The organism is Gilliamella sp. LMG 34360, from assembly GCF_984568995.1.
Window position 1 is genome coordinate 1,602,712 of record NZ_OZ474900.1, and the last position, 22,837, is coordinate 1,625,548.

The window sequence follows — 22,837 nt, forward strand, 5'->3', positions numbered from 1 at the left end:
TCGAGAGGATAAAAATAAATTAATTGGTGACCAGATGACAAAAATTACCGTGAAAAATTTAGATATTGGTGTTGGAGCGCCTAAAATTATCGTTCCAATTGTGGGTAAAACAGAACAAGAATTAGTAAATGAAGCTGAATTTTTGACTCAAATCGACTTTGATATGGTCGAATGGCGAGTTGATCATTTTCAACATGTTTATGATATTGAAAAAGTAAAACAAACAGCAAACAAATTAAACTCAATCATTGGTCACAAACCAATTTTATTCACATTTCGTACCGCTAATGAAGGAGGCGTTTATCCTGCTTCAGTGGAATTTTATATTAATTTAAATAAACAAATGATTAAAAGTGGATTGATCAATCTTGTTGATATTGAAGTTTTCACTGGCGACAAATATGTAGAAGAAATTGTCGAGCTAGCTCATCAAAATAAGGTTTTAGTTATTGCCTCAAACCATGATTTTGATAAAACACCACCAAAAGAGGAAATTATAGCAAGATTACGCAAAATGCAGGATCTTGGCGTAGATATTCCAAAAATCGCTGTAATGCCGCGTTCACGTGAAGATGTAATTAACTTACTTGCTGCAACAGCGGTAATGAAAGACAAATATGCGCATACACCACTAATTACTATGTCAATGGCAGGAAAAGGTGCGATTAGTCGTGTTGCAGGCGAAACTTTTGGTTCTGACCTCACATTTGGCGCAGCAAAAAATGCATCTGCACCTGGTCAACTTGATGTAAAAGACCTGAGATACATTTTAAATATATTACATAAAAGTTTAGCTTGAAAATTATAATTTTCTTATAAAAACTCAAATTGAGTACAAGTTAAATTATTGAAAGTCAAAAATATAAACTATTAAGTTGCAAAGATTAATCGTAAATAATTAGCGATTAATATAAAAATAATATTAGGAGTCTGTATGAATAACAATTGGTTAGGTTTAGAAGGTGATGTCTGTGTTATCACAGGTGCTGTTGGTGGCATGGGTGCAGAAATTTGCCGAGAATTTGCCAAACAAAAAGCAAATTTAGTACTCATCGATCTTGATGAAACCAAATGCCAAGATTATGCCACTGAATTAGCCAAAGAGTATGGTATTAAAGCGATAGGTTTGGCTTGTAACACAACTGATGAAAAAAGTGTTGACGATGCCGTTGCTTTAGTCAAAAAACAATTTGGTCGCTGTGATGTTTTAGTCAATACTGCGGCAATTTTAAAATTCTGTCCATTAGAAGATTTACCACTTGATGAATGGCAACTAACCATTAATGTCAACATGACAGGTTATTTCCTAATGTCTCAACGTTTTGGTCGTATGATGATCGAACAGAAATCAGGTCGCATGGTACATATCTCAACGGTTGCTTCGCATACACCTGAAACCTATAGTGGCGCATATAGCCCTACAAAAGCTGCTATTTCAATGCTATCAAAGCAAATTGCCGCTGAATGGGGACAATTTGGTATACGTAGTAATGCTGTTTGCCCTTGTTTTGTTAAAACACCATTATCGAAAAAATTCTATGAAGATAAAGAAGTAGAAGAAGGTCGTACGCGAATGATTGCAAGCCATCGTATTGGTGAAACAATTGATATCGCTAATGCTGTTTTATATTTGGCCAGTAAACGTTCAGATTATTCTAATGGTACTGAATTAGTTGTCGACGGTGGTTATGAGATTATGTTGGGTGACTTAGTACCAAGACCAGGTGGACGCCGTCAGTTTGCAATTAATTCACGCACAGCAAATAAAAGCTAAAATCGATCAAAAAGCATGTTTATAGATTGAAATTAGATCGCCTTTCAACCAAAATACCACTAGCAAGTGGTATTTTTTTATTTAAAAAATGAATTAAAAATATAATAAACATTTATAATTTAAATGAAAGCTAATTAATAATTTAATTAAAAATCAATAAAATATCTAATTTATTAATAATTAATATTTTTTTATTCTAAAATTTAATTATTTATAATTTATTAATAAATAAAGTTAATTTAATAATGTGATTCTATTATTAAATATATTTAATATGTTAATTTATAACATTAAATATTCAATTTGAAACAATAATTATTTATAGAAAAAATTAATAAATAAATGCAAAAATAAAGAATATATTTATTGATAAATTGTGTATAATAGAGTTAATCGAATATCAATTTAAAATTAAAAGTAGCACAACTTCAGAGTTGTGTGATGGTATGAGGGAGTGACATGAGCGATTTCTCTTCAATATTTCAACCTATCACGATTAAACGCACCACAATTAAAAATCGAATTGTAATGCCACCGATTGGCACTAACTTTGCAACCTTAAGTGGTGAATTTGTTGATGACCACATACAGTATTATGAACAACGAGCTAAAGGTGGAACTGGATTAATTATTCTTGAAAACGTCTGTATTGATTACCCATATGGAACTAATGGGACAACACAACTACGGATTGATAATGACCAGTATATACCAGGATTATTTAGATTTACGGAACGTATGCATAAACATGGCGCCACTGTCGCTGTACAAATTAATCATGCAGGTGCCTCTGCCTATTTTGGACGACTGAATGGCTTACAGCCTATTTCTGCATCAAATATTCCATCAAAAACGGGTGGCAATGCTCCAAGACCTATGTCAGTTGATGAAATATATTATGTTGTGAAACAATATGGATTAGCAGCATCAAGAGTACACCGAGCAGGATTTGATGCTGTCGAAATTCATGCTGGGCACTCCTACTTACTTAGTCAATTCTTATCCCCAATATTTAACAAACGTACTGATGAATTTGGTGGGAGCGTTGAAAACCGTGCGCGAATAGTTCGCATGGTCATTGACGAAATTCGCAAACATGTTGGCCCAAATTTTCTAATAATGTTGCGTTTTAGTGCTGATGACTTTATTGAAGGAGGAAATAGTTTAGAAGATACGCTAGAAATTCTAGAATACTTAAACGAAGGCGTTGATATTTTTGATGTATCAGCGGCACAAAATGACACTTTATTTATGCAAATTGATCAAATGAACTTACCCGATGGGTGGCGATCATATATGGCGAAAGCAGTAAAAGACAAATTCAACAAACCAACCATTGCCTCAGGAAATTTCCGTGATCCAAAAATTATTGCTGATACGATAGCAAACGGTGTTTCCGATTTTGTTGTAATGGGTCGAGGATTAATTGCAGAACCTTATTGGGTTGAAAAAGTTAAAAATAACGAAATTGATACATTAAGACGTTGTATATCATGTAATATCGGGTGTGCAGATCATCGAATTGCCAAATCTAAACCAATACGCTGTACAGTAAATCCTGATATCATCAGTTATGAAGATTATAAACGCTATCAAATAACCGAACCACTTAATGTTGTTGTAATAGGGGGAGGGACTGCTGGGCTTGAAGCTGCAGCTACCGCAGCCGAAGTCGGTTGTAACGTAACCCTATATGAAGAAAAACCATTTCTTGGTGGATTATCATCCATTATTTCACGTTTTCCTTATAAACGACGTATAGCGGATCTACCAAAATTTTTGATCAACCGTATCAACAAATTAGACAATGTCACAATCCATTTAAATACAAAAGCAACGCCAGAAATGGTAGCAAGTCATCACCCTGATTTGGTTGTTGCAGCCACAGGAGCTAAGGCTCTATTACCTCCTATTAAAGGATTACATGAACAGTTAGCAAAAGAGAATCGCAACGTCTTCTCAATTTTTGATCTAATGGATAATTTCGAATACTTTACTGATATTCCTGATAAGAAAATTGTTGTAATCGGTGGGGGAGCGGTCGGTTTAGATGTGGTTGAATATTTCTCTGAAAACAAAGCTAAAAGTACCACACTTGTTGAAATGCAGTCAGCATTAGCAAAAGACTTAGATATGATAGGTCGTTTATCAATGATGAAAATGATTGATGATAATCACGTCAATGTAATGTTAGAAACCACATTACAAGAAGTTAAAGAAGATCGCTTTATTGTTTCTCGAAATGGTCAACTTGAAGAACTCGATTTCGACTATGGTTTTGTCTGCTTAGGTTTAACTCCCGTATCAGAATTTACTGAACAATTCCGACTACATGCAGATAAAAACCACTATCAGTTTCAACAAATTGGTGATTGCAAACAAGCAAGAAAATTAATTGATGGAATGCGAGAAGGCCGTGATGTCATTGCTGCTATTCAATCAATTGAAAGAAGCCGAGCTCATAATATTCGTGGTGTAGATGTTAACTATGCTATTTAGTTTTTCAACTTGTTTATTTCACAATAAATAATTAAAAGAGAACTCAAAACGAGTTCTCTTTTATATTTAATCTAAATGTAATCACATCACTCAAAATTTATCTTGTTAGTTACATAAATTTTTAAATGATAGTTTTCAACCTCATCTTTAATGAAATAACTAGAAGAAAATTCAAAATCTATAAAAAATATGCTAAAAATAATTTTTTATAAATTTATATGATTGATGTTAATAACTGTAAATTACTATCTTTATAAAACCTAATTAAAATTACTAAAAAATCCCATTATTATTGAACGATTGTATCTTTTCTACACCTCTTTCAATTACATCCCAATGTTCTACTATTTTATGATTTTAACGCGAAAAATATCACATACTTTATTAATACTACCATTAGCGAGAGTACATTTATGGAATATGTAAACCATATCACCTTCACTGCACAGATTAATAATTTCAAATTTAGGTTTTAATTGAAGAAAATTTTTAAAAAAGTTAATAACAGCTTCACGACCTGTTTCAACTTTAGGGTTGTGTTGGATATAATCTTCGATAACATATTCAGGGATTTTATCAATTTCACCGTTTAATAAATACGTGCTGATAAAATTGTTTAATTAGCTCTTTATTCGTCATAAAAACATACTATTTTATTAATAAAAATTAGTATTATATCTCTATATTAGGTTAATGATGCAGTGGTTAACGAGAAGTTAAATTATAACTTTCAGTAAGAAAATCAAATATTTCTTTATCGGTTAGTGGTCCAGAAAGAACAATACTAATCCAATGTTCTTTATTCATATGATAAGCTGGCAAAATACCTTCTTTTTTTCTTAACGATCCAATATATTCTGGTCTGAGTTTGACATTTAATATATCCACTTCTTTATCATCTTTGAGACCTAATTTTGTACCAGGCACATTCATCACAATAGCAAACCACTTATCACCATCATCGTGATGCCGTAATACAGCATACCTAGGAAAATTGTTCCAAAGATAATTAGGTTCTGCATGAAATTGCTTTTTGGCATAGTTTAATAACGTTTCTCTTTTCATAATGACTCCTTGGAGTATTAAATAGATGATTAGAATAATTACTTTATATGATGGAACTAAGCAGTTTAACTAATGGCTTATATTTTAGCATTAAATATGCATTAACAAACTAAATGTAATAGTGATTATTTATCAATAAAATTCAGTCCTGCTGTGATAATATTTTTAAAACTAAATCAAGATTATTATTAATCAGTTCATTATAAAGTGATTTATTTTCTTTATAAACAACGCTGATATTGATTAATCCCTCTAATATCACCATTAATTGGTTGGTTAAAATTGTCTGTTGTGGGCTTTGAGGCAGCTGGTTATAAATCAGTTTTCGGATAAATTCTTTATGTTCAATCACCATTTGTTGTACGGCCTGATCGTCATGAATTTCTTCTTTTGCTCTTACAAATAAGCAGCCATTAAAATCGACTTGATTAAACCAATCAACGTGCCATTTGAATATTTGCATAATTGACTCATAGTGATCAAGAGCAGCAATTGCTTCAGTGAGTTTAACAGACTGACCAGTTATCAATTTTAGTGATAAATTGTTTCACATAACGTGAACGCTCAGTCCATGGCAATTTAATTTCACCTATAATCATACCTTGTAATTTTTGCTACCCAATTACTATCATCTAAATTTCCGACTCGAATTGTAATATCGATGTTCATATACTGAGGTTATGAGACCTAGAAAAGGTTTACTTTATTAATTTATCATTTTGGATAGCAGTTTTAGTAAAGTTTCGCCATGCGAGACGGTTTATCATGGATTTTTGGTAGTTTCCCGGCGTTACTCCGAAATTTTGTCGAAATATAGAAATAAACCCACTAATATTGTCATAACCTAAATATAAAGATATTTCTGTGATTGGTTTTCCAGCGGCAAGCAATTCTAACGCTTTTAACATGCGTAGTTTCTGACGCCATTGTGTGAAATTAAACCCAGTTTCATTTGTAAATCGACGTGTTAATGAGCGTCGGGAAATGCCCGCCCAAACGCCCCAGTCATTGATTTTTTTATTATCACCAGGATTATCAGATAAAGCTAAAGCGATTTTTAACAAACGTATATCTTTTGGCATTGGAAGTGCTAACTCAACTTTAGGCATTGTTCTAATCTCGTCAAGGATCACGGCAATTAAACGCTTCTGTTCCGGCTCCAATTCTGAATTATGCCATGACATGGTTCGTGTAATTGCTTCGCGCAATAAGTCAGATAATTCTAAAATGTATGGTTTGACAGGTAGTTTAGTACATGCATTTTTTTGTATATAGATGCTCCATCCCTCGAATGGCCCATGCGATCTAAGAAGACTATGTTGTACATTTGGAGGTACCCAGACACAGTGAGTTGCAGGCACTACCCATTGACAACTTTCTGCTTCAATTGAAATTAAACCCTGTAAAGTACCGAGTAATTGTCCTCTCGAATGACCATGACGTTGTGTCACTCTTTGTGAAGAGTGACTGACTGTCGATACGATCATCGGTTCGCTATCAGAAGAAGCTAGTTGTGGAGAAATAAGTGGCGTATTCATTTATATGGCCCCGATGGGATATTTTGTGGCTTAAATTGGCTAGTAAAACGCTATTCTACTGGCTATCCTAAAGTCCTCTGAATTAAATTGAAGATAACAAGTTAGCAATAAATAGATAAGTTGTAAATGAGCAAAATAATAGTTTTTTATACAAATCAATTGGTAATTTTCAAATTTATTAATTGATTAATAATCCGGTTTTGATAAGGAACAGATATATGAAAGGAAAGCATGTTTTATTTGGCATTAGCCCTTTTAATTCTAAATTTGATGAGAATTATATTAAAAATATGTTGGAGTGGGGATTCATGCTTGTATTGGCGCTCAATTTGCAAATATGCAATTAAATATCGCTCTGCAAAAATTAGTATTAATACTTAAAAAATATAAAGAAATTACGCCACCAACATTCGATGGAATATATACACGGGGCGCAACTAAATATAATCTGGAAAGGGTTTAATATGAAACAATCGATTGACCTGACAACCGCCGAAAGGAAGTTAGTGTTTGCTATGACGCTATCTAGTATATTACCATTACTAGATAGCAGTATTGTTAATGTTATTTTATCCTCAATTTCGAATGACATTAATACCTCTTATGCCTATATACAATGGGCTGTTACAGTATATATGCTTGCTTGCGCAGCCGGCATATTACTATCACCTTATATACATGAAAACTTTGGGCTCAAGAAAGCATGGATATGCTCAATTTTTGTTTTTCTTGTTGGTTCTATATTAGTTGGATTTTCCTATAATCTGGTTACTTTAATCTTATTTAGATGTCTACAAGGTTTTGGTGCAGGAATATTAATTCCCATTACTCAATCCACAATAGCGATTTATTTTGGTAAGGAAAGACTAAAGCCGATTATGGCATTGATTGCTATTCCGTCAGTCTTTGCCCCTGCGTTAGGACCAATTTTTGGAGCAGTCATATCAGAACAGTTAAATTGGAGAATAGCTTTTTTTATCAACATGCCTTTGGTGCTTGTGGCTTTTTTCTGTGGTAGGACGACAATACCTGATAATAAAACGTTTAAATACAATATGAATATTTATGTATTTATGACATTTTTAATTGCTTTAATACTCTTTTTTATCTCTATTAAAAATATCACTTCTGGGGGCTTTTTTGATATTTTTAATATTATTATGCTAGTTTTAGGTATTGGTTTAATGTTGGTTTCGCTTATTACTAATAATAAGTCAGACAGTAAATTGATTGATTTAAGTGCGTTTAGTTGTATTCAATATTCGTTTGCAATAATTATGGGATTTCTGACGTCACTTATCTTTTTTGGTTTTATGATTTTTTTCCCTTTAATACAAGCAATAAATGATAATATATCTATTACCTATATTGGTATGCTGCTTGCTCTACAAGGTGTAGGTGCTTGGTTGGCTAGAAAATTTATTTATAAATCTCTAAGTGAGATAAATTCGTTTCTAATTATTGGTGTAGGATTAATAATATCAGCAATAAGTATATTAATAATTCAAGTTGGTGGGATCCCCTCTGAAATCATCGGTTTTATTGTTCGAGGTTCCGGACTAGGCGTCGCCACGATTGCTGTTCTCTCTTCACCATTCGAGTTTTGTGATAAAAATCAAATTAAGGACACGAGTGCAATCACACGAGTTATACAGCAAATTGGTGGTGCATTTGGAGGTATATTATCAGGAATATTAATCCACTTCACTCAAGATCAGATAATATCAGTAAACTGCGCTTATCAGACAATGTTTTTTGTGTCTCTTACTTTTGGTCTTCTAGCGGTTATTGTATATATTTTCTTTGGTCGAGTGAATATAAAGATTTAGTATACAAAAAAACAGAGCATGTGAATGAATTGTCTCTCTAATAGTTAGGCGACCAATTACTAATTGACTTTTTATGTCAAAATATAGTAGAGCTTTAAAAATTATCATTGCTAATGAATTGTTATCTGAATAAACATCAGAAATTCTTGCACAAAAATATTTGATATCTTCCCGTCAAATTCGATATTGTCTCAAATAATTGCAATTCATGGTGATAATGCCTTTCAACCAACACTTTATTTGCATCATATTATTGAAATATTGCAAGTTTTAACATTAATGTTTACAAATAATTGGTCTATTGATCACACGAGTACTATGCTTAAAAGAGGTTAATTTTTGCGATTTGCTATTTTAATAACATTTTGTTTATCTAAGTAAACAGCTTTAGAATGTACAATAATAAGTTTTAATGTGGGATATCAAGATTGTCGTAAACAATCATTATCATCAACCATTTCATCAATAGACGGCAAAATAACTTTGATATTAAAACCATTTGATATTAAATCCAACGTAAAAAAAGGGTTTTGATAAATATTTTCTTGAACCGATAGGGTATCATTTTCAAGTAATAATCATAAGAAATAGATATTATTATATTGATTATTAATATTAAAATTATTAAATATGGTCTTAAAATTTTTCTTTATCGTTTAAGAAATCGATAGCTTTTACTATTCACATTTTTTTCGAATCGGATTTAGAGTAAACTAATACTGCTTTCATTAAAGTTCAAGTCACTATCCAAAAATTAATGATCATTGATTTCATATAGATAAAAATTTAGTTTGCTCCTGATACTTATTTTTTAACTGTCATTTATCTGCTTATACCTTGTTGCAAAACTTTTAATAGATTTTAAACGGATATATTCTTGGAGGTTAGAAATGTATTTAATTGAAATGGCACCAAAATTTTTAGTTGCTCTTATTATTTTACTTATTTACGTCAAATTATCGGGCAAAAGCCAAATAGCACCTATGTCACAATTGGATCAAGTTGGTAGTATGGTTATTGGTGCATTAGTTGGGGGAGCACTTCTTAATTCTAATGTTTCAGCATGGCAATCCGCGGGTTTAGTCGCTATTTGGGCAGGGCTGCTTATATTAGTTCGATTCATTAAATCAAAAAATTCACGATTAAGAGATGCCATTGATGGAGAACCGATTCAACTTGTTAAAAATGGGCACTTAATTAGTGACAATTTTATTAAAGCCAATTTACCCGTCAGGGATTTTGAGACGCTCATCAATATTCAAGGTATTTGTGCTTTTAATGAATTGAAACAGGTTTGGTATGAATTAAATGGTTCATTAACAATTATCAAAAAAGGGGATAAAGATATTGCTGTGCTGGTGATTGAAAATGGTGCCATTAGTGAAGATAATCTTGAACAGTTACATAAAAGTGAGACGTGGCTTAAGCATGAAATCAAAAAACAAGGATATGATGATATCAAGGATATTTTTTGTGCTGAATGGTTTGATAATAAATTACTGGTTTATCCTTATGACGATGTTCAGAAAAAAAGTAAGGCTCACAAATCATAAAAAATTATTTTATAAAAGAGAAAAAGAGGGAACAGACATTTCCCTCTGATTAAGATTATCGAAGTTGACTATCTTTGCTACCACGACGGTTATATAGACTCGTTGATTTGGCTAATTGTTTATCAATTTCTTGTTGGCAAGACAGACAATATTTTACGCCTGGTAGCGCCTCTCGTCTTGCTTGCGCAATAGCATCGCCACACTCAACACAAAAATGAGCACTTATAGTGCCATGTTTTAATTGCCGTCTTGCCATTTCGATGGCATCTGCAATAGTGCCTTCGATTTGTTGATTAACAGCATCATCAGATGCCCATCCACTTGCCATAAAATAGACCTCCTAAAAACTGTAACGCTATAGTGAAAATATGGTGTTTTTTTAATCTATTTCAAGTAATATGATTAATGTATAATTAAAAATGCATGACTAAAACGTGTTGATACAGGGTAAGAGTGAATGAATTTGTCAAAAATCATTTAATCAGGAGATTATTATGCAACAATATGAACAAGCAACATTTGCCGGTGGTTGTTTTTGGTGTATGGTAAAACCCTTTGATCAGTATGAAGGAGTGATAAACGTGGTATCAGGTTATACAGGCGGACATGTTGAAAATCCAACTTATCGAGAAGTTTGTTCGGGCACGACAGGGCATACCGAAGCCGTACAAATAACGTTTGACCCTAAAGTCATCAGCTATAAAAAATTACTCGACATCTTTTGGCAGCAAATCGATCCTACTGATGCCCAAGGTCAGTTTGCTGATAGGGGGGATTCTTATCGACCAGCTATATTTTATCATAACGAATTTCAATATAAGCAAGCTTTAGCATCAAAGCAAGCTTTGCAAGAAAGTAGGCGTTTTAGCAAACCAATAAAAGTGGCAATTGAACCTGCGGTAACATTTTATCCAGCAGAAGATTATCACCAAAATTATTACACAAAACAACCTTTACATTATAATGAGTATTATCAACGATCAGGGCGAAGCCAGTTTATTGCTCAGCATTGGCCCAAAAATAGATAGGATACATAGTTTATGGAAAACTACCCAGAGTATAATAGCAAACAAAAATGGCTCCACTGGTTAATTTTTATACTAGTGTTTTTGGAATTTATCTTGCTGACATTTAAAGTGACTCTGTCACAATACTTGGGCGGGATGTTTATGGTTTATTTATTTCATAAATCATTTGGGGTAGTTATCGTTATGTTAACAATTTTGCGCTTCATTGTTATCACGGAAGAAGGTCTGCCCGATGTTTTACCGAAAGATCGGAGATTCCAGCGCATTTTTTCAAAATCAACACAAGGATTGATCTATATTTTATTGATAATTGTACCTTTATCTGGCTACTTAATGAGTAGCCGTTCACTCTGTGTATTTGGCATCATTTCGCTTCCAGCGATTGATATGTCAAATAAAGTGTATCAATTGTTTCATGTTATACACAAAGTAGGCTCATACTTATTAGCTGTTTTATTTATTTTACATATAGTAGGTGTTTCATATCATTATTTTTGGATTAAAGATAAAGTTCTACAATCGATGTTAAAAGGAAATTAGTTGTTATTGATAACTCTTAATTAAATAGGTTAGGTGATTTATGAATAATACATTAAAAGAAAAAGCGATATCACGATTAACACCCATGCAATACTATGTCACGCAACAAAATGGAACCGAACCACCATATGAAAATGAATTCAATGATAATCATCAAGAAGGGTTGTATGTAGATATTGTATCAGGCGAACCCTTATTTTCTTCATTTGATAAATTTGATTCAGGATGTGGTTGGCCAAGTTTTTCTAAATCGATAAACAACGACAACATAATTGAAAAAGCTGACCATAGTCATGGTATGAATCGTGTCGAAGTACGTTCAGCAAAAGCTGATTCTCATCTTGGTCATGTATTTAATGATGGACCGAAAGCGTTGGGTGGTTTACGTTATTGTATTAACTCAGCAGCTTTACGTTTTATACCTAAAGATGATCTAGAGTCTGCCGGTTATGGACAATATTTGAATCTTTTTAAAAATACTTAATGCGTCCATTCAATACTAAAATTGTTTAGGATGCATTAAGTATCTATTATTTAAATTTTGACTGTTTACATAAACTGATTATAAGCTATTTTTAGTAAATTCTAATGCTATTGTTATCATCAATTAACCATTCTTAATTATTTAATAAGGAATGCCTTTATATGATTTTAACTTTTTAATTTCTGTTTATTTAAAACACATCAGTATGCATAAGTATGCTTAATTTTTTCTTTTAAACAAAATATAGCTGATCAAAAGAAATACTATGCTAGTTAGCATAGAGCCGATTATAGGATATATTCCTATTACAATGCTGGCTTGAGCAAATAGGTTATCAGCGATATAGAAGATAAATCCAAAGCTAATACCAATAATCACTCTCACTCCCATAGATACGCTACGCAGTGGTCCAAAAATAAAGGATAACGCAAGTAGCATCATAACAGCCACCGAAAGCGGTTTGATTAATTTCTTCCAAAAAAGTAAATCATAATTTCTAGTATCTTGACCAGAGCTTTTTAAATATTGTGAATATTTGTATAGTCCTGAAGCTGAAAGAGAGTCGGGATCAAATGCCACAACGCTTAACTTATCAGGAGTAATATTGGTTTTCCACTCCATCGTAAGAATATTGCTAGTCTGAATCTTATCAAATTGAGTTAAATCGCTTTTTTCAATTTGCGATAATGTCCAAACATTATCATTGAATATACCCTTATCAGCATGGGTTATTGACAATAATTTATTGTTATCTACTGAATAGATATCAATGTTAGATATTGAGCTATCACCATTAACATGACCGATATAGATATAATCATTGCCATCTTTCGCCCATAGACTACCTTGTTGTGCCATTAATGAACTGCCGTAGAGCTTTTCTGAGCGCATATTTCGTGCAGTTTGCTCACTAACAGGTGCAACCCATTCGCCAATAGCCATAGTGATAAGCACGAGCGGTAATGCTGTTTTCATTACCGCTAAGGCAATTTTGAAACGGCTGAATCCTGCTGTTTCCATTACTATTAGCTCACTACGAGATGCTAACAAACCTAATCCAATTAAAGCACCAAGCAATGCTGCCATAGGAAAAAATACTTCTAAATCTTTTGGTGCCATTAATAAAGAATAGATACCCACAGCAAAAGCATCGTAGTCAACTTTTATCCTTCTAAGTTGATCAATGAAACGGATTATGCCTGATAAGCTGATTAATAAAAACAGACTAATCCCAATAGTGCTTATAATAGTTTTACCAATATAGCGATCTAAAATCGAAAACATCCCTTTCTCCTTTATGATGCAATATATTTCAAACGAAGTTTACGCATAAATAAGTTATCCCAACAATTTAAAATTATGGCAAGAACAAAATATCCTAGATTGATAATATAAAACCACAAGACTGGATCTAAACGGCCCTTACCTGCATTAGCTTTAATTGAACTCGCTAATAAAAAATAGACCAAATAGAGCAATAATGCTGGAAGAATTTGGGCTAATCGACCTTGTCTAGGATTCGATACGCTGAGAGGAATAACTAAAAATGCCATGAGAGGAACAGAAATAATAAGAGTTAACCGCCAATAAAACTCAGCTTCTGCTTTTTGTGTTTTTGTTTTGTATAAATCCGTTAGGCCGAGTTGTTGAACATCGTTTGTTTCATCACTATTTGAGTCGAGTTCTTTAGGTTTAATAATACCCATATAATTATGAAAGTTTGATATACGAAAGTCTTTCAGTTGCGCAGTCCCTTCGTAGCGATTAGCATCATCAAGTGTGATGATTTGATTACCTTCTGCATCATTTCCAGTCTTTCCCTTATTAGCGATAATGATTGAAGGTCGTTGATTGTTCCTAGGATTAATTTTTGCAATAAATACACTTTCTAAATTATTTTTATCGACATTACCAATATAGATCACTGAGTTTCCATCTGAAGTTTGCTGAAATTGACCCGCTAACAGACCCGCTAAACTCGGATTGATTTTGGCATTTTCAATTAACTGGTCTTGTTTTAGGTTTGACCAAGGTCCAAACCAAAGACAATTGATAGTGGTTAATGCGCAAGTGAGAATACAAAGAAAACAGACTACTTGATAGTTTAGATTCTTTTTTACGCCACAGGCATGCATGGCTACCATCTCACTATCAGAATATAAACGACCAAAAGTCACTAAAACACCCAAAAACAAGCTTAATGGTAAAATTAAATCCGCCATATTTGATACGCCTAACACTAGCAAAGGCATGATTAAATCACGTGGAATATTTCCCTCTATGGCACTAGATAAAATTCTAATTAACTTTTGAGAAAAGAAAATTAGCAATAATATAAATAATATTGCACCTTGTGTTTTTAATGTTTCTTTCACTAAATATCGACGAATTATCACATTTTACCTATCTTCAAGTTTCATGAATTAGACTATTATAATAGGATTTGCTTTGTTTAGTTATCTTTTTGTTGCTATCGCTAAATGAACGGATAGAATGTTACACATCATCATAAATTTCATAAAAAGAGAATATCTATGGAAATTTTAATCAAAAACAGTACTTCAATTACAAAACCAAAATCAGAATGTTTAGTTGTTGTTGTAAATTCAGATAAAAATCAATCAGATACATTAAAAGAAATTGATCGAGCGACGAGTGGGTTAGTCAGTCAACTGATCAAATCTGGTGATATTAGTGGCGAACTTGGTAAAACCACTTTTTTATATTCCTGTTCATCAGAATTAAAGCAAGAACTTTTATTTGTTGGTTGTGGAAAAGTGAAAGAATTTGACATCAACCAATCGAAACAAGTTATTCAAGCAGTAGTCAAAGAATTATTGGCAAAAAAAGTCAAAAGTGTGAATTGGGATTTGTTAACGGTTAAATCATCTGTCAATAGTGAAATTGTTAAGCAACTTCCACAAATTATCAATAATATGACCTATTGTTTTGATCAATTCAAATCCAAAAAGTCTCCAATTCCCGATTTGAATAAAGTTACCTTAATTCTCAATGATAAAAAGCAAAGTGAATCTTTAACAAACGGTTTATTACAAGGTCAAATTATTGCTGATGCAATTAGTACCACAAAGACAATTGCTAATATGCCTTCAAATGTTTGCAACGCGCAATATTTAGCTGATCAGGCTAAGCAATTAGGTAAAAAGCATTCATCTTTAAAAGTTTCATGCTTAGGTGAAAAAGAGTTAGCTAAACTAAATATGAATGCCTATTTAGCGGTGGGTCGTGGTTCTGCAAATGAATCAATAATGACGATTATTGAATATTATGGAGCAAAAGATAAAAAAGCCCAGCCTTATGTGTTTGTGGGTAAAGGATTAACATTCGATTCTGGTGGTATTTCAATTAAACCTTCTGCGGGTATGGATGAAATGAAATATGATATGTGCGGAGCCGCAACCGTTTATGGTGTTATGCAGGCAGTCGCTGAGCTTAAACTACCTATTAATGTCGTTGGGGTAATGGCAGGTTGTGAAAACATGCCTGATGGCAATAGCTATCGACCAGGTGATATCTTAACGACTATGTCGGGAACTACGGTCGAAGTTATTAATACCGATGCGGAAGGGCGCTTAGTATTATGTGATGCTTTAACCTATGTTGAACGTTATAAACCAAAAACTGTTATCGATATTGCAACCTTAACCGGTGCATGCATTGTTGCATTAGGTCACCACTATACAGGGGTGATGGGTAACAACAAAAATTTAGTCAATGAATTAGTGTTAGCATCTAATAAAGCGGGTGATAAAGCATGGGAATTACCGATTGATAATGATTTCCAAGAGCAGATTAAGTCAACTTGTGCAGACATTGTCAATGCTGGCGGTCGTGATGGTGGAACAATTACCGCAGCGTGTTTCTTATCACAGTTTACCGAAAAATATCACTGGGCACATTTAGACATTGCGGGTACAGCTTGGCAATCAGGTGCCAAAAAAGGTGCGACAGGTCGACCTGTTGCGATGTTGATTGAATACTTATTAACACAATAGGTTGATCATTCATTTATATGAAAAAAGTGATTTTTTATCTTTTAGAAAACCAAAAACCGGCGAGTGAATTAGGTGTTTTATACCATGAAAAGCTCGCTTGTGAAAAAATTGCTGAAATCTGGCAAGCGAATAAAAGAATCTTAGTTGCTTGTCAAGATCAACAACAAGCTGAACGTATAGATGAATACCTTTGGCAGCTCGATACCGACCATTTTGTACCACATAATTTAGCTGGTGAAGGTATGAAAGGTGGTTCGCCTGTCGAAATTTGTTGGCCACAAAAACGCAGTAATGGCAATCGGCATATATTAGTTAATCTGCAAGAGCAGTTTCCTGAATTTGCCGCAGTCTATTCTGACATTGTCGATTTTGTGCCAGTAGACGAAAGATTAAAAGAGTTGGCAAGAACAAGGTATAAATTATATAAAGAGGCTGGATTCAATTTAAAAACCATACCCGTGACTTGCGAGTGATTTTATACCATTGCGAAATAATATAAAGGCAATGGTATAAACTTTTTAGATTTGGTGATGGATCGATATTACGCAGGGTTAATGCGGTGATGGCAAGCTAAAAAAATATTTTATTGGTTATAAGCAAAGCAAGTTTATTCGCTATTGGAGTCTATGGAAAAGCTCTAACATTATTTAATAGAGATAAATTTTATTTTTGCTCAACAGAGTAATAATCGCCGATAAATTATAAATATTATTAATTTTATTAGAATAAATCTGATTGAATATCAGGCGAATTAAGCTATAATGCGATCTTTTTTAAAAAAGATATAATTGTAATGATTATCGGTTTTATAGGTGCAGGTAAAGTTGGTTGTACGTTAGCAAAGTACTTTTCATTGTGTGGCTTTAGTATTGCTGGTTTTTTTAGTCGAACTTATGAACATGCACAAGAAGCGAGTGATTTTACGCAAAGCAAAGCTTATTCATCACTTGGGGATTTAGTTAACGATTGTGATTGCATCTTTGTTACTGTATCTGATAGTCAAATATTAGTTGTTTGGCAAGAACTTTGTCAATTACCTATTGCAAACAAATGGATAGGTCACTGTAGTGGTTTATTAACATCCCATATCTTTAGCCAAAATAAGATTGTTCATCCTTTCGCTTTTTCATTACATCCTTTATATGCCATTTATGATCGGTTTGGTTGTTATTCCGCCATGCCTGCTGTCTCTTTTACGCTTGAAGCCAATCCTAATGTTATTTGCCAATTGCAAGCTTTGTTTACACCTTTAAAAAATCCTTTGGCAATTCTTTCTGCCAGTAAAAAGCCTCTTTATCATGCAGCCTGTGTCATGCTCAGTAACCAAGTCATTGCCTTAGTACAAATAGGAATAGAATTGCTGAATCAATGTGATTTAAACAGTGAATTTAGTGAGCAAGCATGGCATCCGTTATTTTTAGGTAATGCCAATAATACCTGTAAACTAGGGGTGATTAATGCTTTAACCGGGCCGATTGAGCGTGGTGATATTGATACTATCAAACAACATATAATGGCTATGCCAGACGAATTAAGACCGATATATAAACAATTATCAACTATTTTACTTAATATTAGTCGACAAAAACATCCGAATAACGATTATCGACAACTGGAATTGGAGCTGTTTTCGTGAAAAAAACTATTTTAAACTTACAACAACGCAAAGAAAATCAACAAAAAATCACTATGCTAACGGCGTATGATTATACAACTGCCAAACTTATGGATGAAAGTGGGGTCGATTGTTTACTTGTTGGTGACTCTTTAGGAATGGTCATGCTGGGCTACGAAAGTACAGTATCGGTCACTATGGAAGATATGATTCATCATTCGAAAGCTGTGGCAAAAGCGGCTAAAACAGCTTTTGTGATTACGGATTTACCCTTTATGTCTTATCATACCTCCGTCTATGATGCTGTCTATAATGCAGGTCGATTAATTCAAGAGGGTCAGGCGCAAGCTGTAAAACTTGAAGGAGGGCAAGCGTTTTGCGAACACATTAAAATGATTGCCCAAGCTTCGATTCCCGTTATTGCTCATATCGGTTTAATGCCACAATCTGTTTTAGCTTTAGGTGGTTATAAAGTTCAAGGTAAAGATTATCAAAACGCTAAAAATATTGTGCTCGACGCTTTAGCCGTTGAACAAGCTGGCGCGGCAGCCATTTTATTAGAATGCGTACCTGCCAAACTGGCTAAATTTATTACTGAGCTTGTCAATATTCCAACTATAGGTATTGGAGCGGGTGCTGGATGTGATGGACAAGTGTTGGTTTATCAAGACATGCTGTCAATGTATGATGGCGTATCTTCAAAATTTGTTAAATCCTTTGCACCAATCGGGGAACAAATGAAAAAGGCGTTTGGTGATTATTGCCAAGAAGTCAAACAACAACAATACCCTGCATCGATTCATGAATTTGCAATGGATGATGAAATTATACAAAATCTGAAAAGTGAATTTTTGAATAGCAAAAAAGGATAAAATAATGAAAGTAATAACAACGATTAAAGAGGTGCGTGAGCATGTTAACGCTTGGCGACAGGCGGGTAATAGTATAGGTTTAGTGCCGACGATGGGGTTTTTACATGAAGGTCATCAAAGCTTGATGCAAGCTGCTAAACAAGATAATCAAAAAGTTATTGTGACTATTTTTGTCAATCCTATTCAATTTGGCCCTTCAGAAGATCTTGCCAGTTATCCACGAGATTTAGAACGAGATAAAATTGCTTGTGAACAGATGGGCGTCGATCTGATTTTCTGCCCAGACGCCAGTGAAATGTATTCCCCTAATTTTAATAGTTATGTTGATGTAAATGGATTGACAGAAGCTTTATGTGGCAAAAGACGCCCAGGCCATTTTAAAGGCGTTTGTACGGTTGTGACCAAATTATTCAATATTGCTCAACCGGATCGAGCCTACTTTGGACAAAAAGATGCCCAACAATTAGCGGTAATTAAACGTATGGTAACGGATCTGAATTTTAATATTGAAATCATCGGTTGTCCTATTGTACGTGAATCAGATGGACTGGCTAAAAGTTCCCGTAATAGTTATTTGTCTGAAAGTGAACGAGCCGCTGCGGTCTGTCTTTACCAAGCAATTGAATGTGCAAAAGCTATGATCAATAAAGGTGAAAAATCAGTTAGTGTGATTACCCAAACCATGCAAGAGTTGATCGGTAAACAACCTTTAGCAAAGGTTGATTATATTGAGTTTGTCGATTTAGCTACATTAAAATCGATTGATTTACTTGCACAAGACAGTTTATGTGCTTTAGCGGTTTATATTGGTAAAACACGGTTAATTGATAATTTTATTTATCAACAGGATTAATATAACTGTAAATTCAAACGGATTAAAGCCAAATTAAAAGGCCTGACTCCAGTTGAATATCGAAATCAGGTCTTACAAGCCGCTTAATAAAAGTGTCCAACTTTATGGGCTCACTTCAAATAAGCGGTTTTTTGTATCAATTATCAATCTGATAAAGTTTTAATCATATATTAAATCAACGAGTTTATTACTCTGCTAATTTATTGTTTGGCTATTTTCCTGTAGAATATAAGGCATTTTTATGCCTTGAATTAGGATTTATTCATCAATTATGAAAAATACGACTTATAATCCACAAGAAATTGAACAACCTATCTATAAACATTGGGAAGAAAGCGGTTATTTCAAACCCAATGGCGACAAATCTCAACCAAGTTACTGCATTGCCATTCCACCTCCGAATGTAACAGGTAGTTTACATATGGGGCATGCATTTCAACAAACCATCATGGATGCATTGATTCGTTATCATCGTATGCAGGGTAACAATACCCTTTGGCAATCAGGTACGGATCATGCTGGTATTGCTACTCAAATGGTTGTTGAACGTAAAATTGCCGCTGAGGAAAACAAAACTCGTCATGATTACGGTCGTGAAGCATTTATTGATAAAATTTGGCAATGGAAAGCAGAGTCAGGCGGTAGTATTACTAAACAAATGCGTCGACTAGGTGATTCTGTTGATTGGGATCGTGAACGATTTACTATGGACGAAGGCCTATCCAATGCCGTAAAGGAAGTGTTTGTAAGATTATATCAAGAAGATTTGATTTATCGTGGTAAACGTCTAGTAAACTGGGATCCTAAACTTCGTACCGCCATATCAGATCTTGAGGTCGAAAACCGAGAAGTCAAAGGCTCAATGTGGTATTTACGCTATCCACTTGCTGATGGAGCTAAAACAGCAGAAGGCAAAGATTATTTAGTTGTTGCCACAACTCGACCAGAAACACTATTAGGCGATACAGGTGTTGCAGTTAATCCAGAGGATCCACGTTATAAAGATTTAGTTGGTAAATATGTCATATTACCATTTGTAAATCGTCGTATTCCGATTGTTGGTGATGAACATGCCGATATGACTAAAGGGACTGGTTGCGTAAAAATCACTCCTGCCCATGATTTTAATGACTACGAAGTAGGGCGTCGTCATCAATTACCGATGATCAATATTTTCACTTTTGATGGTGATATTCGTACACAAGCTGAAGTATTTGATACCAATGGCGAAGCATGCACTCTTTATGCAACAGAAATTCCAGCAGAATTCCAAAATTTAGAACGCTTTGCTGCCCGTAAAGCCATTGTTGCTCAATGTGAAGCATTAGATATACTCGAAAAAATTGAGCCACATGATCTTACTATTCCTTATGGCGATCGTGGCGGAGTGGTTATTGAACCTATGTTGACTGACCAATGGTATGTTCGTGCAAAAGTACTTGCTGAACCCGCTATTGATGCAGTAAAAAATGGTGACATTCAATTTGTACCAAAACAGTACGAAAATATGTATTTTTCTTGGATGAATGATATTCAAGATTGGTGTATTTCTCGTCAATTATGGTGGGGGCATCGAATTCCTGCTTGGTATGACAACCAAGGTAATGTTTATGTAGGTCGTAATGAAGCAGAAGTACGGCGCGAAAATAACCTATCTGACGACATTGAATTATCACAAGATGAAGATGTACTTGATACTTGGTTCTCATCTGCGCTATGGACATTTTCAACCTTAGGATGGCCAGAAAATACCGATGATTTAGCGACCTTTCATCCAACTAATGTATTAGTAACTGGGTTTGATATTATTTTCTTCTGGGTAGCCAGAATGATTATGATGACGATGCACTTCATCAAAGATGAGCATGGTAAACCACAAGTCCCATTTAAAACTGTATATGTTACAGGGTTAATTCGTGATGAAGAAGGGCAAAAAATGTCTAAATCTAAAGGTAACGTAATTGATCCTTTGGATATGATTGATGGTATATCATTAGCTGATTTGTTAAAAAAACGTACTGGCAATATGATGCAACCACAGTTGGCTGAAAAAATTGCTAAACGGACTGAAAAGCAATTTCCTAATGGTATTGAAGCCCACGGTACGGATGCACTACGCTTTACTTTAGCAGCACTGGCTTCAACTGGGCGTGATATTAACTGGGATTTAAAACGCTTAGAAGGTTATCGTAACTTCTGTAACAAATTATGGAATGCAAGCCGTTACGTATTAATGAATACTGAAGAACATGATTGTGGCTTTAAAGGCGGAGATTTAGATTATTCACTATCAGACAAATGGATCTTAGCGGAATTTAACCAAACCGTTAAAGCCTATCGTGAAGCATTTGACACTTATCGCTTCGATTTAGCTGCTAATATTTTATATGAGTTTACTTGGAATCAATTCTGTGACTGGTACTTAGAACTTACTAAGTCAGTATTAGCTAATGGCGAACAATCTGCACAACGTGCTGCTCGTCATACGTTGGTGACCGTTCTGGAAGCGTTATTGCGCCTTGCACACCCAATTATTCCGTTTATCACTGAAGCAATTTGGCAAAATGTGAAAGGGCTAATGCATATTAAAGCTGACACAATTATGCTACAGCCAATGCCAGCATTTGATGAGAAATATATTAATGAAGAAGCGGTTGCTGATATTAATTGGATTAAAGATGCTGTTATTGCTGTACGTAACATCCGTGCAGAAATGAACATTGCACCGAGTAAACCATTACAATTATTGATTCGCCAAGCTTCACCGACAGTTCATCGTGTTGTAAGTGATAATATTACTTTTATTAAAACGTTGGCTAGACTTTCTGAAATTGTCTTGCTTGATGAAGGTGAAAATGGTCCGTTGTCTGTAACTAAATTGGTTGATGGGGCAGAGCTACTTATACCAATGGCGGGATTAATTAATAAAGAAGATGAATTAGCTCGTCTTGAAAAAGAGATTGCTCGCATTGAGGGAGAAATAGCCCGCATTGCAAATAAATTATCAAATGCTAGTTTTGTTGACAAAGCACCTGCTGCGGTGGTTGCTAAAGAAAAAGAAAAACAGCAAGGTTACATTGATGATAAAGCCAAACTGCAAGAGCAGTATGTAGCAATCAAGAATCTATAATCTCGATATATAAAATCTCTCGTTAATATTATTAACGAGAG

At 34.1% G+C, this 22,837-nt stretch carries 23 protein-coding genes; 16 read left to right on the plus strand and 7 right to left on the minus strand.

Going from position 1 to position 22,837, the window contains the following annotated elements; genetic code table 11:
• The first annotated feature begins 34 nt into the window (after nt 1-34).
• From aroD to AC5LW9_RS07160, 3 genes are all read left to right on the plus strand, one after another.
• The gene (aroD, locus tag AC5LW9_RS07150; protein ID WP_493455504.1) at nt 35-799 is read left to right on the plus strand and encodes a type I 3-dehydroquinate dehydratase; all 765 of its coding nucleotides are present in this window, start codon (nt 35-37) and stop codon (nt 797-799) included.
• A 135-nt stretch (nt 800-934) separates the two neighbouring features.
• Complete coding sequence (locus AC5LW9_RS07155; protein WP_086327737.1) at nt 935-1,774, plus strand: SDR family NAD(P)-dependent oxidoreductase; 840 nt, start codon at nt 935-937, stop codon at nt 1,772-1,774.
• 459 nt (nt 1,775-2,233) lie between these two features.
• Nucleotides 2,234-4,273, plus strand: coding sequence for an oxidoreductase (locus AC5LW9_RS07160; RefSeq protein ID WP_493455505.1), 2,040 nt, complete (start codon nt 2,234-2,236; stop codon nt 4,271-4,273).
• 344 nt (nt 4,274-4,617) lie between these two features.
• Here the strand turns inward: AC5LW9_RS07160 and AC5LW9_RS07165 are convergent, their stop codons facing one another.
• The 4 genes from AC5LW9_RS07165 to AC5LW9_RS07180 all read right to left on the minus strand — a co-directional run bounded on the left by AC5LW9_RS07165 (nt 4,618) and on the right by AC5LW9_RS07180 (nt 6,876).
• Nucleotides 4,618-4,881 carry a nuclear transport factor 2 family protein gene (locus tag AC5LW9_RS07165; protein WP_418886699.1) on the minus strand — a complete coding sequence of 88 codons (264 nt, stop codon included), beginning with the start codon at nt 4,879-4,881 and terminating at the stop codon, nt 4,618-4,620.
• A gap of 97 nt (nt 4,882-4,978) precedes the next feature.
• Nucleotides 4,979-5,338, minus strand: coding sequence for an MmcQ/YjbR family DNA-binding protein (locus AC5LW9_RS07170; protein WP_086289960.1), 360 nt, complete (start codon nt 5,336-5,338; stop codon nt 4,979-4,981).
• A 142-nt stretch (nt 5,339-5,480) separates the two neighbouring features.
• Nucleotides 5,481-5,801 carry a hypothetical protein gene (locus AC5LW9_RS07175; protein ID WP_493455506.1) on the minus strand — a complete coding sequence of 107 codons (321 nt, stop codon included), beginning with the start codon at nt 5,799-5,801 and terminating at the stop codon, nt 5,481-5,483.
• Nucleotides 5,802-6,036: 235 nt separating this feature from the next.
• A complete protein-coding gene (locus AC5LW9_RS07180) occupies nt 6,037-6,876 on the minus strand; it encodes an AraC family transcriptional regulator (protein ID WP_493455507.1) in 840 nt (279 codons plus the stop codon).
• Nucleotides 6,877-7,094: 218 nt separating this feature from the next.
• Between AC5LW9_RS07180 and AC5LW9_RS07185 the strand changes: the two genes are divergently transcribed.
• The 3 genes from AC5LW9_RS07185 to AC5LW9_RS07195 all read left to right on the plus strand — a co-directional run bounded on the left by AC5LW9_RS07185 (nt 7,095) and on the right by AC5LW9_RS07195 (nt 10,258).
• The gene (locus tag AC5LW9_RS07185) at nt 7,095-7,223 is read left to right on the plus strand and encodes a tRNA-dependent cyclodipeptide synthase (protein WP_141675364.1); all 129 of its coding nucleotides are present in this window, start codon (nt 7,095-7,097) and stop codon (nt 7,221-7,223) included.
• Between the two features lie 117 nt (nt 7,224-7,340).
• Complete coding sequence (locus tag AC5LW9_RS07190) at nt 7,341-8,705, plus strand: MFS transporter (protein WP_493455508.1); 1,365 nt, start codon at nt 7,341-7,343, stop codon at nt 8,703-8,705.
• A gap of 890 nt (nt 8,706-9,595) precedes the next feature.
• On the plus strand, nt 9,596-10,258 hold the full coding sequence (locus tag AC5LW9_RS07195) for a DUF421 domain-containing protein (protein WP_493455509.1): 663 nt from the start codon (nt 9,596-9,598) through the stop codon (nt 10,256-10,258).
• Nucleotides 10,259-10,313: 55 nt separating this feature from the next.
• On the opposite strand, the gene AC5LW9_RS07200 is transcribed toward AC5LW9_RS07195, so the two are convergent.
• Nucleotides 10,314-10,586: a DksA/TraR family C4-type zinc finger protein gene (locus tag AC5LW9_RS07200; protein ID WP_198236621.1), complete on the minus strand. Its 273-nt coding sequence runs from the start codon at nt 10,584-10,586 to the stop codon at nt 10,314-10,316.
• 166 nt (nt 10,587-10,752) lie between these two features.
• Between AC5LW9_RS07200 and msrA the strand changes: the two genes are divergently transcribed.
• From msrA to msrB, 3 genes are read left to right on the plus strand one after another with little or no spacing between them, the layout of a single operon-like run.
• A complete protein-coding gene (gene msrA / locus AC5LW9_RS07205; RefSeq protein ID WP_198228413.1) occupies nt 10,753-11,286 on the plus strand; it encodes a peptide-methionine (S)-S-oxide reductase MsrA in 534 nt (177 codons plus the stop codon).
• A 12-nt stretch (nt 11,287-11,298) separates the two neighbouring features.
• Nucleotides 11,299-11,826, plus strand: a complete 528-nt coding sequence (locus tag AC5LW9_RS07210) for a cytochrome b (RefSeq protein ID WP_198236622.1) — start codon at nt 11,299-11,301, stop codon at nt 11,824-11,826.
• Nucleotides 11,827-11,866: 40 nt separating this feature from the next.
• Nucleotides 11,867-12,310, plus strand: coding sequence for a peptide-methionine (R)-S-oxide reductase MsrB (gene msrB / locus AC5LW9_RS07215; protein ID WP_493455510.1), 444 nt, complete (start codon nt 11,867-11,869; stop codon nt 12,308-12,310).
• Between the two features lie 219 nt (nt 12,311-12,529).
• On the opposite strand, the gene lptG is transcribed toward msrB, so the two are convergent.
• Both lptG and lptF read right to left on the minus strand, forming a co-directional pair.
• Entirely contained in the window at nt 12,530-13,594 is a 1,065-nt protein-coding gene (gene lptG, locus AC5LW9_RS07220) for an LPS export ABC transporter permease LptG (RefSeq protein WP_493455511.1), read from the minus strand.
• 11 nt (nt 13,595-13,605) lie between these two features.
• Nucleotides 13,606-14,706 carry an LPS export ABC transporter permease LptF gene (gene lptF, locus AC5LW9_RS07225; RefSeq protein WP_198228409.1) on the minus strand — a complete coding sequence of 367 codons (1,101 nt, stop codon included), beginning with the start codon at nt 14,704-14,706 and terminating at the stop codon, nt 13,606-13,608.
• A gap of 138 nt (nt 14,707-14,844) precedes the next feature.
• Between lptF and AC5LW9_RS07230 the strand changes: the two genes are divergently transcribed.
• The 7 genes from AC5LW9_RS07230 to AC5LW9_RS07260 all read left to right on the plus strand — a co-directional run bounded on the left by AC5LW9_RS07230 (nt 14,845) and on the right by AC5LW9_RS07260 (nt 22,796).
• Entirely contained in the window at nt 14,845-16,326 is a 1,482-nt protein-coding gene (locus tag AC5LW9_RS07230; protein WP_493455512.1) for a leucyl aminopeptidase, read from the plus strand.
• Nucleotides 16,327-16,343: 17 nt separating this feature from the next.
• Nucleotides 16,344-16,799, plus strand: a complete 456-nt coding sequence (locus AC5LW9_RS07235) for a DNA polymerase III subunit chi (protein ID WP_493455513.1) — start codon at nt 16,344-16,346, stop codon at nt 16,797-16,799.
• Between the two features lie 320 nt (nt 16,800-17,119).
• Nucleotides 17,120-17,962, plus strand: coding sequence for a Rossmann-like and DUF2520 domain-containing protein (locus AC5LW9_RS07240; protein WP_493455514.1), 843 nt, complete (start codon nt 17,120-17,122; stop codon nt 17,960-17,962).
• Nucleotides 17,959-18,813: a 3-methyl-2-oxobutanoate hydroxymethyltransferase gene (gene panB / locus AC5LW9_RS07245; RefSeq protein WP_493455515.1), complete on the plus strand. Its 855-nt coding sequence runs from the start codon at nt 17,959-17,961 to the stop codon at nt 18,811-18,813. The genes AC5LW9_RS07240 and panB overlap by 4 nt, the downstream gene beginning before the upstream one ends.
• A gap of 4 nt (nt 18,814-18,817) precedes the next feature.
• Nucleotides 18,818-19,666, plus strand: coding sequence for a pantoate--beta-alanine ligase (gene panC / locus AC5LW9_RS07250; protein WP_493455516.1), 849 nt, complete (start codon nt 18,818-18,820; stop codon nt 19,664-19,666).
• 21 nt (nt 19,667-19,687) lie between these two features.
• Nucleotides 19,688-19,753: a hypothetical protein gene (locus AC5LW9_RS07255; RefSeq protein WP_493455441.1), complete on the plus strand. Its 66-nt coding sequence runs from the start codon at nt 19,688-19,690 to the stop codon at nt 19,751-19,753.
• Nucleotides 19,754-19,937: 184 nt separating this feature from the next.
• Nucleotides 19,938-22,796, plus strand: a complete 2,859-nt coding sequence (locus tag AC5LW9_RS07260) for a valine--tRNA ligase (RefSeq protein WP_493455517.1) — start codon at nt 19,938-19,940, stop codon at nt 22,794-22,796.
• The last annotated feature ends 41 nt before the right edge of the window (nt 22,797-22,837 follow it).